The sequence below is a fragment of the Pseudooceanicola antarcticus genome (assembly GCF_900215355.1).
Classification (GTDB): Bacteria; Pseudomonadota; Alphaproteobacteria; order Rhodobacterales; family Rhodobacteraceae; genus Pseudooceanicola; species Pseudooceanicola antarcticus.
Genome location: NZ_OBEA01000004.1, coordinates 272,854 through 292,275 on the forward strand (window position 1 = coordinate 272,854; position 19,422 = coordinate 292,275).

A 19,422-nucleotide genomic window follows, 5' to 3' on the forward strand; every position below is an offset into this window, starting at 1 on the left:
TGCGGGAAGGACCCAGATGCCATATTCCATGAACGAGATCGCCCGTGCCCTGGGCGCCGAGGTGCTGGGCAAGGGCACCCTTGAGATCGACAGCGTGGCCGAGCCCGCCGAGGCCGGCCCGCGCGATCTGGCCATCGCCATGAAACCCGAGTTCGCGGCCGGCCTGCCCAAGGGCCAGGCTCGCGCGGCCTTGCTCTGGGAGGGGGCCGACTGGCAGGCTTTCGGACTGGAGGCCGCCGTCATGGTGCCACGTCCGCGCATGGGGCTGGCCTCGGTCACCTCGATGCTCGATCCGGGCTGGGGCTACGAGCCGGGGATCTCTCCGCTGGCGCAGGTCTCGCCGGAGGCCGAGCTGGGCGAGGGGGTCTCGGTCGGGGCCTTCACCTTCATCGCCAAGGGGGCGAAGATCGGCGCGGGCTCTGTCATCGGGCCGCAATGCTATGTCGGTTGGGACGCCAGCCTCGGCGCAGGCGCGCTGCTGCATGCGGGCGTCAAGATCGGCCCGCGGGCCAAGATCGGCGCACGCTTCACCGCCCATCCCGGCGCGGTGATCGGCGGCGACGGCTTCAGCTTCGTCACCCCCGAGGCGGGCTCGGTCGAGATGGCGCGCTCCAGCCTTGGCGGAGAGACCGACGCCAAGGCCCAGGCCTGGGTGCGCATCCATTCCCTGGGCGCGGTCGAGATCGGCGCGGATGTCGAGATCGGCTGCAATACCACCGTCGACGCGGGCACGATCCGCGCCACCCGCATCGCCGACGGCTGCAAGATCGACAATCAATGCCAGATCGGCCACAATGTGACCGTCGGCCGGGATTGCCTGATGGCCTCGGGCGTCGCCGTGGCGGGGTCCACCCGGATCGGCAACAACGTGGTGTTGGGGGGCCGCGTGGGGGTTTCCGACAATGTCTTCGTGGGCGACGGCGTGGTTGCCGCAGGCGCCAGCGTGATCTTGTCGAACGTGCCCGCGGGACGCGTCGTCATGGGCTACCCGGCGGTCAAAATGGACAGCCATATAGAGAGTTACAAGGCGCTGAGACGCCTGCCACGCCTGCTGAAACAGGTCGCCGACTTGCAGAAAGCTGTTTTCAAGTCGGGTCAGAACGACTAAATCCACAGCGAGCCAGCGAGAGGGGATCGCATCCATGTCGGACATCAAGCAAAAGGTCGTCGAGATCATCGCGGAACAGGCGGTACTCGAGCCTTCTGACGTCAAGATGGAAAGCACGCTGGAGGACCTGGGGATCGACTCCCTTGGCCTCGTGGAAAGCATCTTCGCCATCGAGGAAGCCTTCGACATCCAGGTCCCCTTCAACGCCAATGATCCGCAGGAAAGCGACTTCGACATCTCGGATGTCGCCTCGATCGTCGCCGGCGTCGAGAAATTGGTGAAAGAACAGAATTCGTGAAACGGGTCGTCATTACGGGCGCAGGCACGATCAATGCCCTGGGCCATGACGTGGCCGAAACCCTCGAGGCCATGCGCGAGGGCCGCTGTGGCATCGCCGAGCTGGACGTGCGCGACGCCGACCGCCTCTCGGTGAATATCGGCGCCCAGGTGAAGGGCTTCTCTTCCGAGGGGCTCTTCAACCGCCAGCAGATGGCGCTTTATGACCGTTTCACCCAGTTTGCCCTGGTCGCCGCCCGCGAGGCGATTTCGCAATCCGGGCTGACCTTCGCCGGAGAGCTGGCTCACAAGACCGGCGCCATCCTCGGCAATTCCGGTGGTGGCATGACCACCATCGACGAGAATTACCGCTCGGTCTACGAGGAGGGGAAGAACCGCGTTCACCCCTTCGTCGTGCCGAAGCTGATGAACAACGCCGCCGCCAGCCATGTCTCGATGGAGTTCAACCTCAAGGGCCCGACCTTCACGGTCTCCTCGGCCTGCGCGAGCTCGAACCACGCCATGGCCCAGGCCTTCCAGATGGTGCGCACGGGCATGAGCCCGGCGATGATCACCGGCGGCTCCGAATCCATGCTCTGCTTCGGCGGCGTGAAAGCCTGGGAGGGCATGCGCGTCATGTCCAAGTCCGGCTGCCGCCCCTTCAGCGCCAACCGCAACGGCATGGTGCAGGGCGAAGGTGCCGGCATCTTCGTCTTCGAGGAACTTGAGCACGCCAAGAAGCGCGGCGCAGAGATCCTGGCCGAGGTGGTGGGCTTCGCCATGTCCTCGGATGCCTCCGACATCGTCATGCCCTCGAAGCAGGGGGCCGCGCGGGCGATCTCGGGCGCGTTGAAGGATGCCAGGCTGAACCCCGAGGACGTGCAATACATCAACGCCCATGGCACCGGCACCGCCGCCAACGACAAGACCGAAAGCGCCGCCGTGGCGGATGTCTTCGGGCGTCATGCGGACGAGGTGATGATCAGTTCGACCAAGGCGATGCACGGCCACCTGATCGGCGGCACCGGCGCGGTCGAGCTGCTGGCCTGCATCATGGCACTGCGCGACGGTGTGGTCGCACCGACGATCAACTACGAAGAGCCCGACCCCGAATGCGCCCTGGACGTTGTGCCGAACGAGGCCCGCGAAGTGCAGGTCGAGGTGGCCCTGTCCAACGCCTTCGCCTTCGGCGGGCTGAACGCGGTCATGGCGCTGCGCCGGATCTGACCCGCGCCGCCTTCTTACTTTCTGACAAGCAAAACGCCGCGGTCCTTACGGGCCGCGGCGTCTCGCAATCCGGGGGCGGAGATCAGTTGCCGATCGAGGGCACTGCGGTCACCTGCTCGAAGGCCTTGGTGAAGCCGGTCAGCGACAGCTTCATCGGCACGGCCACGTCGGCGGCAGCCGCTGGACGGATCGTCAGGGTGGCGACGGCGCCGGCGCGGAAGGTGGCCATCTCCGCTTCGGTGAAGCCCACGCGGGCGACGCAGCCCGAGGCGTTGCAGAAGCTGAAGTTGTAGGCCTTGTCCTGGTTGCCATCGACATTCAGCAGCAGGCCGGCGGGCAGCAGGGTCTCGAGCGGGACCATGATCGTGGCACCGGCGGCTGCCTGAGAGCCCTCGGGCGTCTTGAAGAAGGCGGCAGTGGCGATCGGGTTGCCATCTTCACGCGTCATCAGCTGGGTCATCTGGCAGGGTTCTTCCTGGCCATCCTCGGCTTTCACGCAGTCGATGTTCCAATCGCCGATCTGTTCGCGGCTGTAGGTCTGGCCCACCTGGGGCTCTGCGTCAGAGCCCTGTCCCATGTCCAGGTCTGCGTCCTGCGCCAGGACGGGGGTGACCAGCAGCGAAAGAGCCAGGGCAGAGGCCGGCAAGGTGAAGAGAGAGCGCATCTTGTATCCCATTCAGTGATTGCGTTACGGCCCGCTTAACATGACAGATGGGCCGAGTCAGGCCCCCCTGGTGGGGTGGCTTCAGGCCGCCGCTCGCCCCGGATGCGCCGGGATTTCAGCGCTCTCGGATGGGTTGCGCGGGGCAAGGCGACAGGCGTTTTGCCCAACGAAAAAAGGAGCCCGAAAAGGCCCCTTTTTCCGTAGTTTATGCTCCCCGTCGGACTGGCCGACTTGTATTTGAGGTCACGCTAGGAGGTTTGCCGGGGGTAGTCAACACGGAAATATGACAGCCCTGTAGCGGGCGTGATCAGCGTCTGTTTTGCAGGCATTTGAAGGATTTTCCCCAGTCCGGCGCCGGTTCGCAGTGGCCCGGAACAGGCATCGGCAGGCCTCTGCCGGTCCACCGGCGGAAAAAAGCCGCGCCCTAAGGCGCGGCCAGTCAGACAGGGAGGAAGTCTGCCCTTCGTCAAGAGGACATGAGACGAAGGACACCCCGACAAGCTGGCACGATTTGGTAAAGGAAGCCTTCGCGGCAGCGCGCGCAGGGGCGGGTCGGCCCGGAAATCGCGGGAAACTCGCTCAGGTTCTTCTCAAATGCGCCGGAACTGAAAGATGCGATTGGTGCAACTGTCGTTGAGTTAATTCCAATAGTCGCAACTACGGCAGCTTCCTATGCTCGACCCACTTTTGGGAGGAGATAGAATGACCGGATTTTTCCGTATGACCGCCGTGCTCGCCTTGGCGGGTCTGAGCACCCTTGGCAGCCAGGCATTTGCCCAGGCGCGACCCGAGGTCCTGCCGCCGTCCGAGGCCCCGGCGCGGGTCCTCTTCGTCGGCAACAGCTACTTCTACTACGGTGACAGCCTGCACAACCACGCCGTCCGCATGGCCCGCGCGCTCTACCCCGAGCGGGATTTCAGCTACAAGCTCGCCGCGATCTCGGGGGGCTACCTGGATCAGCAGCCCATCGACGCCTATCTCGATCTGGGGGGAGCGAAGGGCTATGACCTTGTCATCCTGCAGGGCAACTCGGGCGCCATGTTGAGCGAGGACAAGCACCAGCGCTTTGCCGACGCCGCAGATCACCTCGTGGCGCGGATCACCGAGCGCGGCGGCGAGGCAGCCTTCTACATGACCCCGGCCTATGCCGAGGGTCACAAGCGTTACGATCCCGAGATGACCGAGCTGATTTCGGATGGCTACACCGGAGAGGGCAACCGCGTCGGCGCTCTGGTCATTCCGACCGGTGAGGCCTTCGCCCTGGCCAAGGCCCGGCGTCCGGAGATCGCGTTGCACAAGTCCGACAACAGCCATCCCACGCTTCTTGGCAGCTACCTCGGTGCGGCCACCATTGTGGCAACGCTCTATGACGACAGCGTGGTCGGAAACCCCTACACATACGAGGGCGCGATCTCGGACGAGGATGCGGCCTTCCTTCAGCAGGTTGCCGAAGATGCGGTGGCGGCCTATTTCAACCAGTAGGAAGAGGGCTCCGGGGCGCCAGCAGGCTCCCCGGAACATCGGCAAGATCTTTTTTGATCCAAACCTGAAACTCCGACGTAACGCTGGACGTGTCTTCCCCGAACTGCAGTTTGAAGCCTGCAGACAAGAGTTGCATTGAACCGACGGAGCAGGTGATTCACAGTCGGTCCGAAGTTTTGCAGAATCCTCGCCGGGGAAGGAGGCGTTAAACAGCGTGACAGATGACAAGAGCGCACGCGCTGCCGAACTGGCTATCGGTCTCCTGGAGGGGCGCGAGAGGCAGGAGGCCTTGCACGACGTAACCGCCGATCCCGAGATGCGCGAAGCCTTCCGCAGCTGGAACGAACGGCTGGCCTCGCTCTGCATGGCCCAGCCTGATCCGGCGCAGGGCCCAGGTGCCCATGTCTACACCAATATCGAGGCGGAGCTCTTCGCGCCGCAGGCCGAGGCCGTCAAGGAAAGCTTCTGGGACATGCTGCGCGCGCCGGAAAACCGTGGCCTGGTGCTCATGGTGCTGGCCGCGAAGGTCCTGCTGCTGACCTGGGTTCTCTACCTCTTCCTTTGACCCAACGGGCAGGGGCTCAGGCAGAGGGCTCCATCTCGCCACCCTCAAGCACGCGCCCGATATAGGGAACGATCATGCCCGTCCCCAGCAGGGTCGCCACGAGGCCGACCAGCAGGATGCGCAGGTGATCCATGAAGCCTTCCGAGATCGCATAGGCGGCAATTGCCACCAGCGGAATGTGCAGGAAAACGGCGCAGACGAATTGCACGCGGCGTTTGGCTCTGTTCGTTTGCATCAGGACCCTCCCGGCTTGGTCACAATTACCCTCACGGGTGGAATTATGGGCTTTGCGCCACCCTCTTTGCAAGGCGTGATCTTTGAAGTCACGGAGATCGTTGCAATATCGGCGGGCGACCCGGCTCAGATCGACAGGCGCGTGCCCTGGCTGCCGCGTTCGCGGTAGGGGGTGGTCTGGTACTGCGCCCGGTAGCATTTGGAGAAATGCGAGGGCGAGGCGAAGCCACAGGAAAGCGCCACGTTGATCACCGACATATCGGTCTGCATCAAGAGGTTGCGCGCCTTCTGCAGGCGCAGCTCCATGTAGTAGCGCTTGGGCGAGCGGTTGAGGTAGCGGCGGAAGAGCCGCTCCAGCTGGCGGGTCGACATGCCCACCTCCTTGGCCAGGATCGCCGGGCTGATCGGCTCTTCGATATTGGCCTCCATCATCTGGATGACCTGAGAGAGCTTCGGGTGGCGCACGCCGATGCGGGTCGGCACGGACAGCCGCTGCGTGTCCTGGTCGGTCCGGATCGAGGAATAGATCAGCTGGTCGGCCACCGCATTGGCGATGTCCTCTCCCAGGTGATCGGCGATCAGTTTCAGCATCAGGTCGATCGAGGAGGTCCCGCCGGCGGTGGTCATGCGGTTGCCGTCGACCACGAAGACCGACTTGGTGAGCGTCACCTCGTCGAATTCCTCGGCGAAACTGTCGTGATTTTCCCAGTGGATCGTGGCGCGCTTGCCGTCCAGAAGGCCGGCGCGGGCCAGCACATGGGCGGCGGTGCAGAGCCCGCCCAGGGCCGCGCCCTTGCGGGATTCGCGGCGCAGCCAGGCCAGCAGCTTGCGCGTCGCCGTCTCCTGGATCGCCACGCCGCCGCAGAGCATGACGAAATCTTCGCGCCCGACCTCTCCCAGCGGGCCGTCGACGCCGAAGCTGACGCCGCCAGAGCAGGTCACCGGCTCGCCGTCTTCGCTTTGCAGGGTCCAACTGTAGACGGTTTCCCCGGCCATCCGATTGGCAATGCGCAGACACTCCAGCGCCGAGGCGAAGGAGAGCATCGTGAACCTGTCCAGAAGGATGAAAAGGAAGCGCCGCGGCCGCGGGCTTGAGCTGGAAACCGAAGAGAGCGGGCTGCGGGGCTCCGGCATGCTTGCACCTGGTCTTGAGAGTGTCGGTTGGGTCCCGCCGGGCAGGGGGGCTGCCGCCGGAATTCGGATATGAGCGCAGAGCAAACCTGCGACGTCAAGCGTCGCAAAAGATTTGTAGCCCTTTAGCGCTATCTCCTTTATAGGGTGACGCCTCAAGAAGCTTGAACCCGGAGGAAAAGATGGGGACCTGGCAGAAGTCCGATTGGCGCAACAAGCCGCGGGTGCAGATGCCTGACTATCAGGATCAGGAAGCACTGCACGCCGTAGAGGCTCAGCTTTCGAAGTATCCGCCCCTGGTGTTTGCCGGGGAGGCCCGCCGTCTGCGTGACGCATTGGGCGCAGCAGGCCGGGGGGAGGCCTTCCTGCTGCAGGGTGGCGATTGTGCCGAAAGCTTCGATCAATTCTCAGCCGACAGCATCCGCGACACCTTCAAGGTGATGCTCCAGATGGCCATGGTGCTGACCTTCGGCGCCAAGGTGCCCGTGGTGAAGGTGGGCCGGATGGCCGGCCAGTTCGCCAAGCCCCGTTCGGCTCCGACCGAGACCATCGGCGGCGTCGAGCTGCCCAGCTACCGCGGCGATATCATCAACGATCTGGCCTTCACGCCGGAAGCGCGTATCCCGAACCCCGGCAAGATGCTGCAGGCCTACACCCAGGCCGCGGCCACGCTGAACCTGCTGCGCGCCTTCTCGACCGGCGGTTATGCGGATGTGAACCAGGTCCACCGCTGGACCCTGGGCTTCACCGCCTCCGACAAGGCCGAGAAGTTCCGCGACATGGCGAACCGGATCTCGGACACGCTGGACTTCATGCAGGCCGCGGGCGTCCAGTCCGACCGTCAGCATGCGCTGCGCCAGGTCGATTTCTACACCTCCCACGAGGCGCTTCTGCTGGAATATGAAGAAGCGCTCTGCCGGATGGATTCGACCTCGGGCAAGTGGCTGGCTGGTTCCGGCCACATGATCTGGATCGGCGACCGGACCCGTCAGCCCGATGGTGCCCATGTCGAGTTCTGCTCGGGCGTGATGAACCCCATCGGCCTGAAGTGCGGCCCGACGACCACCGCCGAGGACCTCAAGGTCCTGATGGAGAAGCTGAACCCCAACAACGAGATGGGCCGTCTGACCCTGATCGCCCGTTTCGGCGCCGGCAAGGTCTCCGAGCATCTCTCGCGCCTGATCGAGACCGTTCAGAGCGAAGGTGCCAACGTGGTCTGGGTCTGCGACCCGATGCATGGCAACACCATCAAGTCGAACACCGGCTACAAGACCCGCCAGGTGAACACCGTGCTCTCGGAGGTGCAGGAGTTCTTCGCCACGCACCGTGCCCATGGCACCGTCCCCGGCGGCGTCCACTTCGAGATGACCGGCAACGATGTCACCGAATGCACCGGCGGCGTCTACGCGGTGTCCGAAGAGGATCTCTCGGATCGCTACCACACCGCCTGCGACCCGCGCCTGAATGCTTCGCAAGCCCTCGAACTGGCCTTCATGGTCGCCGAAGAGCTTGTCAGCCTGCGCGAAACCCGTATGGCCGCCAACGGCTGATCCGGGCACGGGCCAGGGTCCGCGATTGCAGAAAAACAAAACCGCCGTCCGGGAGACCGGGCGGCGGTTTTCATTCCGGGGCTCAGGTCACCGACGAGAGCGCCGGGCGCGGGCCTATTCGTCGTCCACGACCCGCAGGTAAGGCCGGGGGCCGGGCTTCAGCCTGGGCCGGGTAGAACCTGTGGCACCCTGGCTGGACGGGAGGAAAGGCGCCGCGGGGGGCTCTGAGAGGCCACGGCGGGGCGCGGGCTCGATCCGCTTGGGGATCTCGGGACCGGGGTCAGAGCCTTCCTCGGCAGGTTCGTTCTGCATGAAGTCGCCAAGCAGGGGCGTGACGCGGCTGCCGGTGATCTCGAAGCGGCGCGGCGCGCGGCCGATCTCTCCGGTGGTGGCCAGACAGCCCAGCACGCGAGAGATATCGCCGAGGTCGCTCTTCATCGGTAGCAGCAGCAGCTTGGCCTCGATCTCGGGCTTGCCGATGCCGCGTTCAGCCAGCAGGTCGATGGTGGCCTTGGCGGGGTTGTCGAAGACCTCTTCCAGGATCTCGCCCAGCTGGTTGCGGCCCTGGGGCGTCATGAAGGCCGAGAGCGGCATGCCGCGCACCTCCATCCCCATCAGGTCCGACAGGTGAGAGCCGGCGATGCGCAACCGCGCGATACCGGGGGCGACCCGTTCCAGGATGAAGGCGTATTCCAGCGCCCGCTCGATCCCGCGCGGGTCGATGTCCGAGCGTCGCGGCACGAGGCGGCCGCCGCGGATCGCCTCCCAATAGGCCTCGACCTCCTGGACGGTGGTGAAGCGGGCCTGATTCACGAATCCGGCCATGCTGATGACGGTGCGCCCGTCGCCTCCGCTCTGCGACATCTCGAAACTCCAGCTTTTTTCATGGCAACCCTCTGTCGTTTCACGTCAAAGCCAAAGCCTGCGCCGGAAGACATCCGGCGGCAGCGGGGCCAGAGGCCGCACCACCTATGGTTAAAGCTATCTTCACAGAGGTTACGTATCCATTAATATGCCAGTATCGAGAGGAAATTTCCGGGATTTCTCGACCAATGGTTAACCGCCACTGACGGCACCAGGTCGCCCGGAGCGAGGCACAACGGAGGGGCCATGACCTATTCAATGACGGGCTTCGCCACCGCGCGGGGCGAAGGTCTGGGCCATGGCTGGAGCTGGGAGCTGCGCTCGGTCAATGCCAAGGGGCTGGATTTGCGACTGCGGGTGCCCGACTGGGTGCCGGGGCTGGAAGCGGCGCTGCGCGGGACGCTGACAAAGGCGCTGTCGCGCGGCTCTGTCACGCTGAACCTGCGGCTGTCGCGGGATGACAGCAGCGGCACGCTTGCGGTCAACACCGCTCAGCTGGACGCCATGCTTGAGGCGCTGAGCCTTGCCGAAAGCCGGGCCGAGGCCAGGGGGCTGGCGCTGCGTCCCAGCTCCGCCGCCGAGATCCTCGGCATGCGCGGCGTGCTCGAGGCCAGCGCGCCCGAGGAAGACAACGAGGCCCTGCGCGGCGCGCTGCTGGCCGATTTCGATGCGGTGCTCGAGGATTTCCTGCAGATGCGCGCCGGAGAGGGCCGCTCGGTCGCCTCGGTGCTTTCGGCGCAGCTCGATGCGATCGAGACACTCACAGGCGAGGCCGAGCGCGCCGCCGTCGAACGCGCGCCTCGTCAGAAAGAGGCGCTGCAGGCCGCCATGGCGCGGGTGCTCGAGGGGGCAGGGGGCCAGGACCCCGACCGCCTCGCTCAGGAACTGGCCCTGCTGGCGATCAAGGCCGATGTCACCGAAGAGCTGGACCGGCTGCGCACCCATGTCGGTGCCGCCCGCGCGCTTCTGGCCCAGGAGGGGCCCGTGGGCCGCAAGCTGGATTTCCTTTCCCAGGAGTTCAACCGCGAGGCCAATACCCTGTGTTCCAAGGCTCAGGACAAGGCGCTAACCGCCATCGGGCTCGAGATGAAGACCCTCATCGACCAAATGCGCGAGCAGGTGCAGAACATCGAGTAAGCCGGCCGTCCGCATCGCCGCACTTGTCCGCCGGGGCAAAACCTGCATAAGGCGAAGGCGACCTGACACGGCTATCCCGAAAGACGAAAGACATGTCCCAGAGGCGCGGCCTTCTCATCATCATCTCCTCCCCCTCGGGCGCCGGCAAATCGACGCTGTCGCGCCGCCTGCTGGAATGGGATCGCGACATCCGCTTCTCGGTCTCGGCCACGACCCGTGCGCCGCGGCCCGGCGAGGTGGATGGCGTGCACTACTTCTTCATGTCGAAGGAGGGGTTCCAGGATCTCGTCTCTCGCGGTGACATGCTGGAGCACGCCACGGTGTTCGGCAATTCCTACGGCAGCCCCCGCGGGCCGGTGGAAGATGCGATCAACTCGGGCAAGGACCTGCTCTTCGATATCGACTGGCAGGGCGGGCAGCAGATCCGCGCCTCGGCGCTTGGCAAGCACGTGCTGTCAATCTTCATCCTGCCGCCCTCGATGAAAGAACTTGAGCGCCGCCTGATCAGCCGCGCCCAGGACAGCGCCGAGGTGATCGAGAAGCGCATGCAGCAAAGCCGCGACGAGATCAGCCACTGGCCGGAATATGACTACGTGCTGATCAACGACGACCTGGAGGCGACAGAGACCCGCCTGCGCACCATCATCGAGGCCGAGCGCCTGCGGCTCAGCCAGCAGCCCGGCGTGGTCGACGTGGTGCGCCAGCTGAACGCGGAATACGAGGGCGAGGCATGACCATCTACGCGCTGGACGACCGCATCCCCGCGCTTGCCGGCAGCGCCTGGGTGGCGCCCGATGCCAATGTCATCGGCAGCTGCGTGCTGGAAGAGGACAGCTCTGTCTGGTTCGGCGCCACCCTGCGCGGTGACAACGAGGAGATCCGCCTCGGCGCCGGGTCGAACATACAGGAAAACACCGTCTGTCACACGGACATGGGCTTTCCCATGCACATCGGAACCAATGTCACCGTGGGCCACAAGGCGATGCTGCATGGCTGCGTGATCGGGGACAACTCGCTGATCGGCATGGGGGCCATCGTGCTCAACGGGGCGAAGATCGGGCGCAACTGCCTGATCGGCGCCGGCGCGCTGGTCACCGAAGGGCGCGAGATCCCCGACAACTCGATGGTGCTTGGCGCGCCGGGCAAGGTGGTGAAGGAACTGGGCCCCGACTGGGAACAGCGCCTGCGCGCCTCGGCACTGCATTACCAGGAAAACGCCCGCCGCTTCCGCGCCGGGCTGCGAGCGCTCTAAGCGCCCGTGCATCGGCAGGGGGACCGCCGCACATGACCGAAGCTTCGATCTCGGCCCTGCTGGCCGCCATCCCGATGCCCGCCCTGCTTGTCGGACACGGAGAGCGCGTCATCGCCGCCAATTCGCTGACCGCCGCGCTGCTCGGCCCCGCGATCACCGGGCGCCACTTCATCACCGTCATCCGGCAGCCCGCCGTCCTCGACGCCGTCGAGAACTGCCTGGGCGACCATCAGGTCCACAAGACCCAGTACCTGGCCTCTCGCGGCGGGCAGGAGGAGAACTTCGAGGTCACCTGCACCTACGTCGATACGGCCCTGGGACAGGGGGCGGTGGTGGTCTTCCACGACATCACCGAGCTCACCCAGGCCGAACAGATGCGCCGCGACTTCGTGGCCAATGTCAGCCACGAGCTGCGCACGCCACTGACGGCGCTCATCGGTTTCATCGAGACCCTGCTGGGCCCGGCCAAGGACGATGAAGCGGTGCGCGCGCGCTTCCTTGGCATCATGGCCAACGAGGCCGGGCGCATGGAGCGGCTGGTCCGCGATCTTCTGTCGCTGAGCCAGGTCGAAGGCGAGGCGCGGGTGCGTCCGACCGAGCGGGTCGAGATCCTGGGGCTGATGGAATCGGTGCGCAACGCGCTGGCGCCGCTGGCCCGTGACGCCGATGTCGAGCTCGAGATCACCGCCGAGGATGGCCCGGTCGAGGTGAAAGGCGATTCCGATCAGCTGCGCCAGGTGCTGACCAACCTGGTCGAGAACGCCATCAAGTACGGCCGCGCCGGCAAGCGGGTCGAGATGACCCTCTCGGCCGTGGCGCAGATGTCGGAGCTGCAGGGGCAGGGGGTCGCGGTGACCGTCCGCGACCACGGCGCGGGCATCGACGAGATCCATATCCCGCGACTCACCGAACGATTCTACCGTGTCGACAGCCACCGTTCGCGCGAAATGGGCGGAACCGGCCTGGGCCTCGCCATCGTGAAGCACATCGTGAACCGCCATCGCGGCCGGATGCGGATCTCTTCGGTGCTCGGAGAGGGCACTTCGATCCGCATCGTCCTGCCCCTCGGCTGAGCTTTCCTGTCAGGGATTTGTCAACAACGGCAGAGATTTGTCTATATTTCCGGCCGATTCTCCGGGGCGCTTTCCCTAAGGTTCGGCAGAATAAGGATAAACACTGTCATGTAACTGTTACGTATCTGTCGCAAAACCATTGCGAGCCCGCTCTAGGAGCAAGGGGCAAGGCCGCCGGGGGATGGCGGTCTCTCAGATAACAGGAGCATTCAATGTCCTTCATGAAGCTGACCGCCTCGGCCCTGGCCGTCGCCGCCGTTTCCGCCTCTGCGGCCGCTGCCCGTGACAACCTGCAGGTTGCCGGGTCCTCGACCGTTCTGCCCTACGCCTCGATCGTGGCAGAAGCCTTCGGCGAGAACTTCGAGTTCCCGACCCCGGTGGTCGAGTCCGGTGGCTCCTCCGCTGGTCTCAAGCGTTTCTGCGAAGGCGTCGGCGAAAACACCATCGACATCGCCAACGCATCGCGCGCCATCCGCGAAAAAGAGATCAAGGCCTGTGCCGAAGCCGGCGTGACCGACATCATCCAGGTCCGCATCGGCTATGACGGCATCGTCTTCGCCTCGCAGCTGGACGGCCCGGCCTTCACCGCCTTCGAGCCCGCCGACCTCTACAACGCCCTGGCCCCGAAAGTGGTCGTCGATGGCGAGCTGGTCGACAACCCCTACACCATGTGGTCCGAGTTCAACGCCGAGCTGCCCGAAGCCGAGATCCTGGCCTTCATCCCCGGCACCAAGCACGGCACCCGTGAGGTCTTTGAAGAGAAGGTCCTGGCGGCTGGCTGCGAAACCACCGGCGCTCTGGAAGCCATGATCGCCTCCGGCATGTCCGAAGACGACGCGGAAGACGCCTGCATCGCGGTCCGCACCGACGGCAAGTCCGTGGATATCGACGGCGACTACACCGAGACCCTGGCCTCGATCGACAGCAACCCGAACGCAATCGGCGTCTTCGGCCTGGCGTTCTACGAGAACAACACCGACAAGCTGAAAGTGGCCACCATGTCCGGCGTCGAGCCCGAGACCGCCACCATCGCTTCCGGCGAATACCCGGTCTCGCGTCCGCTGTACTTCTACATCAAGAAGGCCCACATCGGCGTCATCCCCGGCCTGAAAGAGTTCGCGCAGTTCTTCGTCGCTGACGAGATCGCCGGCCCCGATGGCCCGCTGAGCGCCTATGGCCTCGTCTCCGATCCCGAGCTGGCCGATACCCAGGCCATGATCGAGAACGAAGAGACCATGTAAGTCTCTCTGGGCGGCTCCCCTCGGGGCCGCTCGTCTCCGGGCTCCTGGCCGTTACCCGGCCAGGAGCCTTTTCGCCGCAACGACCATCCAGCGAGTATTTCATGCCGGCAACCTGGATCTTCCTCATTGTCCTGGCGCTTTCCGCCACCGGATACCTGCTGGGCCGCCGCCGCGCCCTGGTCTCGGCGGGAGGGGACAGCCGTCACCTGCATTCCCTGCCGGCCTACTACGGTTCCAATGCCGCGCTTCTGGTGAGCGTGCCCGCGCTGCTGGCGCTGGTGCTCTGGCTCTTCGCCCAGCCCATGGTGATCCAGAACCGGGTCGAGCACCTCGTGCCCGAAACCAGCTACGCCAACGAAGGCGAGCTGAGCCTTGTCATGTCCGACGTCCGCCGCATCGCAGAGGGGCTGGACCTCGCGGTAGAGCAGGGCGCCATGACCGAGGCCGAGGCCACGGACATCCGCGTTGAAACCACCAACATCCGCGACCGCCTCGGCGCGGTCGGCGTGGCGCTTGGCTCTGACGTCGAAGCGCCCATCCTGGTCGCCGCGAAAGCCTGGCGCGAGATGAACGCCACCGGCAACATGATCCGCACCGGCGTCGTGCTGCTGATTGCGCTGGCGGGCTTCGGCCTGGGGATGGTGCGCGCCGACAAGGACTTCCGCGCCCGCAACTCGGTCGAGAAGGTTATCCTGGCGCTGCTGATCCTGGCCGCCTCGCTGGCCATCCTGACCACGGTCGGGATCATCGCCTCGCTGCTGTTCAACACCATCGAGTTCTTCAAGCTCTACCCGGCGCTCGATTTCTTCTTCGGCCTGACCTGGGCGCCTTCCTTCGGCGGCGGCTCAGAGCTGGGCATCCTGCCGCTGCTCTGGGGCACGCTCTACATCTCTGTCATCGCGCTGGCGGTGGCGGTGCCGATCGGCCTCTTCGCGGCGGTCTATCTCAGCGAATACGCCTCTTCGACGGTGCGCAGCTTCGCCAAGCCGATGATCGAGGTGCTGGCCGGTATCCCGACCATTGTCTACGGCCTCTTCGCGCTGCTGACCGTGGGTCCGATGCTGTTCCAGGCCTTCGGTCCCGACGGCGCGGGCTGGATGGGCGGCGGCCGCGCGGTGATGACCGCGGGCCTCGTCATGGGGATCATGCTGATCCCCTTCGTCAGCTCGCTCTCCGATGACATCATCAACGCCGTGCCCCAGGCGATGCGTGACGGCTCGCTGGGTCTGGGCGCCACCAAGTCCGAAACCGTTAAGCAGGTGGTGCTGCCCGCCGCCCTGCCGGGCATCGTGGGGGCCATCCTGCTGGCCGCCTCGCGCGCCATCGGCGAGACCATGATCGTGGTGCTTGGCGCCGGCGCCGCCGCACGGCTGTCGATGAACCCCTTCGAGGCGATGACCACCGTCACCGCCAAGATCGTCAGCCAGCTGACCGGGGACGCCGATTTCGCCTCTCCCGAGGCGCTGGTGGCCTTCGCCCTCGGCATGACGCTCTTCGTCATCACCCTCTGCCTCAACGTCTTCGCGCTCTGGATCGTGCGCAAATACCGGGAGCAATACGAATGACCGACGCAACCGCATCCGGTGCCGCGCCGCAAAAGCCCGCCTCGGGCTCGCTGCTGGAGCTCGACGCCCGCACCAAGCGCCGCAATGCCGCCGAGGCCCGCTTCAAGTTCTACGGCATGGCCGCCGTCGGCATCGGCCTGCTCTTCCTGGTCCTGCTGCTGGTCTCCATCGTCCGCAACGGCGTGCCCGCCTACACCCAGACCTTCATCTCGCTGCCGGTCGAACTGCAGGCCGAGAAGCTGGACAAGAACGGCAACCGCGACCCGGAAGAGATCAAGAAGGTCTCGACCTTCGGCTATAACCCCCTGATTGATCAGGCCCTGTTCCGCGTGCTCGAAGAGAACGGCGTTGAAAGCCCCTTCGAGAAGGGCGCCGACCTGCGCAAGATGGTCTCGGCCTCTGCCGCAGCCGAGATCCGCGACTACGTGATCGCCAACCCCGAGAAGATCGGCGAGACGGTGAGCTTCCGCGTGCTGGCCTCCTCCCGCGTGGATGGCTACCTGAAGGGCCGCGTCACCCGCGAGGATCTCGCCCGCGACAAGAACCTCGATGCCGAGCACCTCGACATCATCGACCAGCTGAAAGAGGCCGGGGCCGTGGCGCGCACCTTCAACTGGTCATTCATCCTTGGCGCCGATGCCTCGGAAAGCCGCCCCGAGCAGGCCGGGATCGGCGTCTCGATGCTGGGCTCGCTCTTCATGATGCTGGTGGTGCTGCTGCTGTCGCTGCCCATCGGTGTCGCAGCCTCGATCTATCTCGAGGAATTCGCGCCGAAGAACGTCTGGACCGACCTGATCGAGGTGAACATCTCGAACCTGGCCGCTGTACCGTCGATCGTCTTCGGTATCCTGGGCCTTGCCGTGTTCATCCAGTTCATGCACTTGCCGCAATCGGCGCCGCTGGTCGGGGGCCTGGTGCTGACGCTGATGACCCTGCCGACGATCATCATCTCGACCCGCGCCTCGCTGAAATCGGTGCCGCCCTCGATCCGCGATGCGGCGCTCGGGGTAGGGGCCTCGAAGATGCAATCGGTGTTCCACCACGTGCTGCCGCTGGCCATGCCCGGCATCCTGACCGGCACCATCATCGGCCTGGCCCAGGCCCTTGGCGAGACCGCGCCGCTGCTGCTGATCGGCATGGTGGGCTATATCGCCTCGAACTATCCCGACGGGGTGGCCTCGGGCTTCCTCGATCCGAACTCGGCCATGCCCGCGCAGATCTACGAATGGGCCAAGCGCGCCGATCCTGCCTATTACGAGCGTGCCTGGGGCGGCATCATCATCCTGCTGCTCTTCCTCATGACCATGAACATCATTGCAGTCATCCTGCGCCGTCGCTTCGAGCGCCGCTGGTAACTGATAGGATAGGGACAGACCCATGTACGACTCGCCTTCCCTGGAGAACGAAGTGACCGACAAAGCCATCAAGATTGCCGCCGACAAGGTTCAGGTCTTCTACGGCGACACCCATGCCATCAAGGATGTCGACGTCCAGATCCAGGACAAGACCGTCACCGCCTTCATCGGGCCCTCGGGCTGCGGCAAATCCACCTTCCTGCGCTGCCTGAACCGGATGAACGACACCATCGACATCTGCCGCGTGCAGGGGCAGATCCTGCTGGATGGAGAAGACATCTACGACAAGCGCGTCGACCCGGTGCAGCTGCGCGCCAAGGTCGGCATGGTGTTCCAGAAGCCGAACCCCTTCCCGAAGTCGATCTACGACAACATCGCCTATGGCCCGCGCATCCATGGCCTGGCCAAGTCCAAGGCCGATCTCGACGTGATTGTCGAGAAGTCCCTGCGCCGCGGCGCCATCTGGGACGAGGTCAAGGACCGGCTGCACGCACCGGGCACCGGGCTTTCGGGTGGTCAGCAGCAGCGCCTCTGCATCGCCCGCGCCGTGGCGACCGAGCCCGAGGTGCTGCTGATGGACGAACCCTGCTCGGCGCTCGACCCGATCGCCACCGGCCAGGTCGAAGAGCTGATCGACGAGCTGCGCGACAGCTACTCGGTGGTCATCGTGACCCACTCGATGCAGCAGGCCGCCCGCGTCAGTCAGAAGACCGCCTTCTTCCACCTGGGCAACCTGGTCGAATATGGCGAAACCAGCCAGATCTTCACCAACCCGGTCGACCCGCGCACCGAAAGCTACATCACTGGCCGGATCGGCTGATCCGGACCGCAAAGGGTGAGGAGCCCGATTTCCCATGGTAGAACAGCATATTGCGAGCGCATATGACCGCGATCTGGAGGCCGTCCAGGCGCGTATCATGAAGATGGGCGGGCTGGTCGAACAGTCCATCCTTGATGCGTCCGAGGCGCTTGAGGCGCGGGACGAGGAGATGGCCGAGCAGGTCCGCAAGGCCGACCTGGTCATCGACGAGCTGGAAGAGCTGATCCAGGATGAGGCCGCGCGCATCATCGCCCTGCGCCAGCCCGCCGCAACCGACCTGCGGATCGTCCTGTCGATCCTGAAGATCGCCGGCAACCTCGAGCGCATCGGCGACTACGCCAAGAACATGGCCAAGCGCACCTCGGTGCTGGTCCAGATGCAGCCCATTGCCGGCGCCCATACCGCGCTGCGCCGCATGGCCCGAGAGGTCGAGGCCATGCTGCGCGACGCGCTTGACGCCTACATCCAGCGGGATGCGGTGCTGGCCCAGGACGTGATCGACCGCGACCGCGACATCGACCAGATGTACAACGCGCTCTTCCGCGAATTCCTGACCTTCATGATGGAAGATCCGCGCAACATCACCGCCTGCATGCACCTGCATTTCATCGCAAAGAACACCGAGCGCATGGGGGATCATGTGACCTCCATCGCCGAACAGGTGGTCTACCTGGTCACCGGCAGCGCCCCCGAGGAAGCCCGCCAGAAGGGTGACAAGACCTCAACCGATCTGAACGTGGCGCCCCGCGCGCCGATGAGTGGAGAAGAGTAATATGGCTGCAGATCAGCAACCCACCGTTCTGGTCGTCGAAGACGAACCGGCACAGCGGGAGGTTCTGGCCTACAACCTGGAGGCCGAAGGCTTCCGTGTGTCACGTGCCGAAAACGGCGAGGAGGCGATCCTTCTCGTTGATGAAATTGCCCCTGATATCATCGTGTTGGACTGGATGCTGCCCAATCTTTCGGGCATCGAGGTCTGCCGTCAGCTGAAGATGCGCAGCGAGACCCGTGCGGTTCCGATCATCATGCTCTCGGCGCGCTCCGAAGAGGTCGACCGCGTGCGCGGTCTCGAGACCGGTGCCGACGACTACGTGGTTAAGCCCTATTCGGTGATCGAGCTCATGGCACGGGTCCGCGCCCAGCTCCGGCGCACCCGTCCGGCCTCGATGGGCGAGCGGCTGGAATACCAGGATATCATCCTCGACGCCGAGACCCACCGGGTGACGCGCGCCAGCAAGGAGCTGAAGCTGGGCCCGACGGAATTCCGTCTGCTCTCGACCTTCATGGAGAAACCCGGCCGCGTCTGGTCGCGCGAGCAGCTGCTGGACAGGGTCTGGGGGCGTGACATTTACGTCGACACCCGCACCGTGGATGTCCACATCGGTCGGCTGCGCAAGGCGCTCTGCGCCCATGGAGGCGAGGATCCGCTGCGCACCGTCCGCGGCGCCGGCTACGCGCTCGGCTGAGGGCATGGGGCAGGGCGGTGAGAACCACTGACCACTGAGGTTCAGGGCGGCGTCGGACGAGATGAGTTCTCCCTGACGCCGCTCTTCTTCTTGGCTGGGTCGGTTCGGCTATCTTTGGCCCGACAGGTTTCTGCGTCGCTCATGGCGGCGGTTTGGGGCGGACCCCTGGATCACCTCGGCTCGGATGCTCGCTTCGATGTCTTGCATCTTCGAAGCGAGCCGTGAAAGTTGAACGCGGTCCTCCAAACGGGGCAGCCGCCGCCCGCGCTTCGCAACATCTTGAGGCCGGGCTTTATAGGCGCCTGATCAAGGTCTGCGTCACAACCGTCGAGATCAACGCTCCTCATTGACGCCGTAGTTGCCAGAACTGGAACGTCATACAGAGAGGCTGAGCGGGCGTGAATAAACTCGG

20 protein-coding genes are annotated in these 19,422 nt (G+C 64.9%); 16 read left to right on the forward strand and 4 right to left on the reverse strand.

What is annotated here, in order from left to right; all coding sequences use genetic code 11:
• Positions 1-16 precede the first annotated feature (16 nt).
• The 3 genes from lpxD to CRO50_RS11970 are packed head-to-tail and all read left to right on the forward strand — an operon-like array spanning position 17 to position 2,611.
• The gene (lpxD, locus tag CRO50_RS11960) at positions 17-1,108 is read left to right on the forward strand and encodes a UDP-3-O-(3-hydroxymyristoyl)glucosamine N-acyltransferase (RefSeq protein WP_179747264.1); all 1,092 of its coding nucleotides are present in this window, start codon (positions 17-19) and stop codon (positions 1,106-1,108) included.
• Between the two features lie 34 nt (positions 1,109-1,142).
• Complete coding sequence (locus CRO50_RS11965) at positions 1,143-1,406, forward strand: acyl carrier protein (protein ID WP_097146152.1); 264 nt, start codon at positions 1,143-1,145, stop codon at positions 1,404-1,406.
• Positions 1,403-2,611: a beta-ketoacyl-[acyl-carrier-protein] synthase family protein gene (locus tag CRO50_RS11970; RefSeq protein ID WP_097146153.1), complete on the forward strand. Its 1,209-nt coding sequence runs from the start codon at positions 1,403-1,405 to the stop codon at positions 2,609-2,611. Before CRO50_RS11965 ends, CRO50_RS11970 begins: the two co-directional genes overlap by 4 nt.
• Before the next feature lie 82 nt (positions 2,612-2,693).
• Here the strand turns inward: CRO50_RS11970 and CRO50_RS11975 are convergent, their stop codons facing one another.
• Positions 2,694-3,275 carry an invasion associated locus B family protein gene (locus tag CRO50_RS11975; RefSeq protein WP_218844985.1) on the reverse strand — a complete coding sequence of 194 codons (582 nt, stop codon included), beginning with the start codon at positions 3,273-3,275 and terminating at the stop codon, positions 2,694-2,696.
• A gap of 702 nt (positions 3,276-3,977) precedes the next feature.
• Here CRO50_RS11975 and CRO50_RS11980 point away from each other — a divergent pair.
• Both CRO50_RS11980 and CRO50_RS11985 read left to right on the forward strand, forming a co-directional pair.
• Entirely contained in the window at positions 3,978-4,757 is a 780-nt protein-coding gene (locus CRO50_RS11980; protein WP_097146155.1) for an SGNH/GDSL hydrolase family protein, read from the forward strand.
• A gap of 289 nt (positions 4,758-5,046) precedes the next feature.
• Positions 5,047-5,322 carry a hypothetical protein gene (locus CRO50_RS11985; protein ID WP_218844986.1) on the forward strand — a complete coding sequence of 92 codons (276 nt, stop codon included), beginning with the start codon at positions 5,047-5,049 and terminating at the stop codon, positions 5,320-5,322.
• Positions 5,323-5,338: 16 nt separating this feature from the next.
• Here the strand turns inward: CRO50_RS11985 and CRO50_RS11990 are convergent, their stop codons facing one another.
• Both CRO50_RS11990 and CRO50_RS11995 read right to left on the reverse strand, forming a co-directional pair.
• Entirely contained in the window at positions 5,339-5,557 is a 219-nt protein-coding gene (locus CRO50_RS11990) for a hypothetical protein (protein WP_143516908.1), read from the reverse strand.
• A gap of 125 nt (positions 5,558-5,682) precedes the next feature.
• The gene (locus CRO50_RS11995; RefSeq protein ID WP_097146158.1) at positions 5,683-6,690 is read right to left on the reverse strand and encodes a GlxA family transcriptional regulator; all 1,008 of its coding nucleotides are present in this window, start codon (positions 6,688-6,690) and stop codon (positions 5,683-5,685) included.
• Between the two features lie 179 nt (positions 6,691-6,869).
• On the opposite strand from CRO50_RS11995, the gene CRO50_RS12000 reads away from it, so the two are divergent.
• Entirely contained in the window at positions 6,870-8,237 is a 1,368-nt protein-coding gene (locus CRO50_RS12000; protein ID WP_097146159.1) for a class II 3-deoxy-7-phosphoheptulonate synthase, read from the forward strand.
• Positions 8,238-8,351: 114 nt separating this feature from the next.
• Here the strand turns inward: CRO50_RS12000 and CRO50_RS12005 are convergent, their stop codons facing one another.
• Positions 8,352-9,101, reverse strand: coding sequence for a PAS domain-containing protein (locus CRO50_RS12005; RefSeq protein ID WP_332835708.1), 750 nt, complete (start codon positions 9,099-9,101; stop codon positions 8,352-8,354).
• 246 nt (positions 9,102-9,347) lie between these two features.
• Here CRO50_RS12005 and CRO50_RS12010 point away from each other — a divergent pair, with 246 nt between their 5' ends.
• From CRO50_RS12010 to phoB, 10 genes are all read left to right on the forward strand, one after another.
• On the forward strand, positions 9,348-10,238 hold the full coding sequence (locus CRO50_RS12010; protein ID WP_097146160.1) for a YicC/YloC family endoribonuclease: 891 nt from the start codon (positions 9,348-9,350) through the stop codon (positions 10,236-10,238).
• Between the two features lie 92 nt (positions 10,239-10,330).
• Entirely contained in the window at positions 10,331-10,972 is a 642-nt protein-coding gene (gmk, locus tag CRO50_RS12015) for a guanylate kinase (RefSeq protein WP_097146161.1), read from the forward strand.
• Positions 10,969-11,490 carry a gamma carbonic anhydrase family protein gene (locus tag CRO50_RS12020; RefSeq protein WP_097146162.1) on the forward strand — a complete coding sequence of 174 codons (522 nt, stop codon included), beginning with the start codon at positions 10,969-10,971 and terminating at the stop codon, positions 11,488-11,490. The genes gmk and CRO50_RS12020 overlap by 4 nt, the downstream gene beginning before the upstream one ends.
• A gap of 32 nt (positions 11,491-11,522) precedes the next feature.
• Complete coding sequence (locus CRO50_RS12025) at positions 11,523-12,563, forward strand: ATP-binding protein (protein WP_097146163.1); 1,041 nt, start codon at positions 11,523-11,525, stop codon at positions 12,561-12,563.
• A gap of 212 nt (positions 12,564-12,775) precedes the next feature.
• Entirely contained in the window at positions 12,776-13,804 is a 1,029-nt protein-coding gene (locus tag CRO50_RS12030) for a substrate-binding domain-containing protein (protein WP_097146164.1), read from the forward strand.
• Positions 13,805-13,905: 101 nt separating this feature from the next.
• Positions 13,906-15,369, forward strand: coding sequence for a phosphate ABC transporter permease subunit PstC (gene pstC / locus CRO50_RS12035; protein WP_097146165.1), 1,464 nt, complete (start codon positions 13,906-13,908; stop codon positions 15,367-15,369).
• Complete coding sequence (gene pstA / locus CRO50_RS12040) at positions 15,366-16,724, forward strand: phosphate ABC transporter permease PstA (RefSeq protein ID WP_097146166.1); 1,359 nt, start codon at positions 15,366-15,368, stop codon at positions 16,722-16,724. The genes pstC and pstA overlap by 4 nt, the downstream gene beginning before the upstream one ends.
• A 22-nt stretch (positions 16,725-16,746) precedes the next feature.
• The gene (gene pstB / locus CRO50_RS12045) at positions 16,747-17,544 is read left to right on the forward strand and encodes a phosphate ABC transporter ATP-binding protein PstB (protein WP_097146167.1); all 798 of its coding nucleotides are present in this window, start codon (positions 16,747-16,749) and stop codon (positions 17,542-17,544) included.
• Positions 17,545-17,578: 34 nt separating this feature from the next.
• Positions 17,579-18,316 carry a phosphate signaling complex protein PhoU gene (gene phoU, locus CRO50_RS12050; protein ID WP_097146168.1) on the forward strand — a complete coding sequence of 246 codons (738 nt, stop codon included), beginning with the start codon at positions 17,579-17,581 and terminating at the stop codon, positions 18,314-18,316.
• Between the two features lies 1 nt (position 18,317).
• Positions 18,318-19,010, forward strand: a complete 693-nt coding sequence (gene phoB / locus CRO50_RS12055) for a phosphate regulon transcriptional regulator PhoB (RefSeq protein ID WP_097146169.1) — start codon at positions 18,318-18,320, stop codon at positions 19,008-19,010.
• Positions 19,011-19,422 lie beyond the last annotated feature (412 nt).

What these genes read in the sequence shown, in the direction of transcription:
- lpxD (WP_179747264.1), top strand. Translation starts at nt 17, where the DNA reads ATGCCATATTCCATGAACGAGATCGCCCGTGCCCTGGGCGCCGAGGTG.
- CRO50_RS11965 (WP_097146152.1), top strand. Translation starts at nt 1,143, where the DNA reads ATGTCGGACATCAAGCAAAAGGTCGTCGAGATCATCGCGGAACAGGCG.
- CRO50_RS11975 (WP_218844985.1), bottom strand. Translation starts at nt 3,275, where the DNA reads ATGCGCTCTCTCTTCACCTTGCCGGCCTCTGCCCTGGCTCTTTCGCTG.
- CRO50_RS11980 (WP_097146155.1), top strand. Translation starts at nt 3,978, where the DNA reads ATGACCGGATTTTTCCGTATGACCGCCGTGCTCGCCTTGGCGGGTCTG.
- CRO50_RS11990 (WP_143516908.1), bottom strand. Translation starts at nt 5,557, where the DNA reads ATGCAAACGAACAGAGCCAAACGCCGCGTGCAATTCGTCTGCGCCGTT.
- CRO50_RS11995 (WP_097146158.1), bottom strand. Translation starts at nt 6,690, where the DNA reads ATGCCGGAGCCCCGCAGCCCGCTCTCTTCGGTTTCCAGCTCAAGCCCG.
- CRO50_RS12000 (WP_097146159.1), top strand. Translation starts at nt 6,870, where the DNA reads ATGGGGACCTGGCAGAAGTCCGATTGGCGCAACAAGCCGCGGGTGCAG.
- CRO50_RS12005 (WP_332835708.1), bottom strand. Translation starts at nt 9,101, where the DNA reads ATGTCGCAGAGCGGAGGCGACGGGCGCACCGTCATCAGCATGGCCGGA.
- CRO50_RS12010 (WP_097146160.1), top strand. Translation starts at nt 9,348, where the DNA reads ATGACCTATTCAATGACGGGCTTCGCCACCGCGCGGGGCGAAGGTCTG.
- gmk (WP_097146161.1), top strand. Translation starts at nt 10,331, where the DNA reads ATGTCCCAGAGGCGCGGCCTTCTCATCATCATCTCCTCCCCCTCGGGC.
- CRO50_RS12020 (WP_097146162.1), top strand. Translation starts at nt 10,969, where the DNA reads ATGACCATCTACGCGCTGGACGACCGCATCCCCGCGCTTGCCGGCAGC.
- CRO50_RS12025 (WP_097146163.1), top strand. Translation starts at nt 11,523, where the DNA reads ATGACCGAAGCTTCGATCTCGGCCCTGCTGGCCGCCATCCCGATGCCC.
- CRO50_RS12030 (WP_097146164.1), top strand. Translation starts at nt 12,776, where the DNA reads ATGTCCTTCATGAAGCTGACCGCCTCGGCCCTGGCCGTCGCCGCCGTT.
- pstC (WP_097146165.1), top strand. Translation starts at nt 13,906, where the DNA reads ATGCCGGCAACCTGGATCTTCCTCATTGTCCTGGCGCTTTCCGCCACC.
- pstA (WP_097146166.1), top strand. Translation starts at nt 15,366, where the DNA reads ATGACCGACGCAACCGCATCCGGTGCCGCGCCGCAAAAGCCCGCCTCG.
- pstB (WP_097146167.1), top strand. Translation starts at nt 16,747, where the DNA reads ATGTACGACTCGCCTTCCCTGGAGAACGAAGTGACCGACAAAGCCATC.
- phoU (WP_097146168.1), top strand. Translation starts at nt 17,579, where the DNA reads ATGGTAGAACAGCATATTGCGAGCGCATATGACCGCGATCTGGAGGCC.
- phoB (WP_097146169.1), top strand. Translation starts at nt 18,318, where the DNA reads ATGGCTGCAGATCAGCAACCCACCGTTCTGGTCGTCGAAGACGAACCG.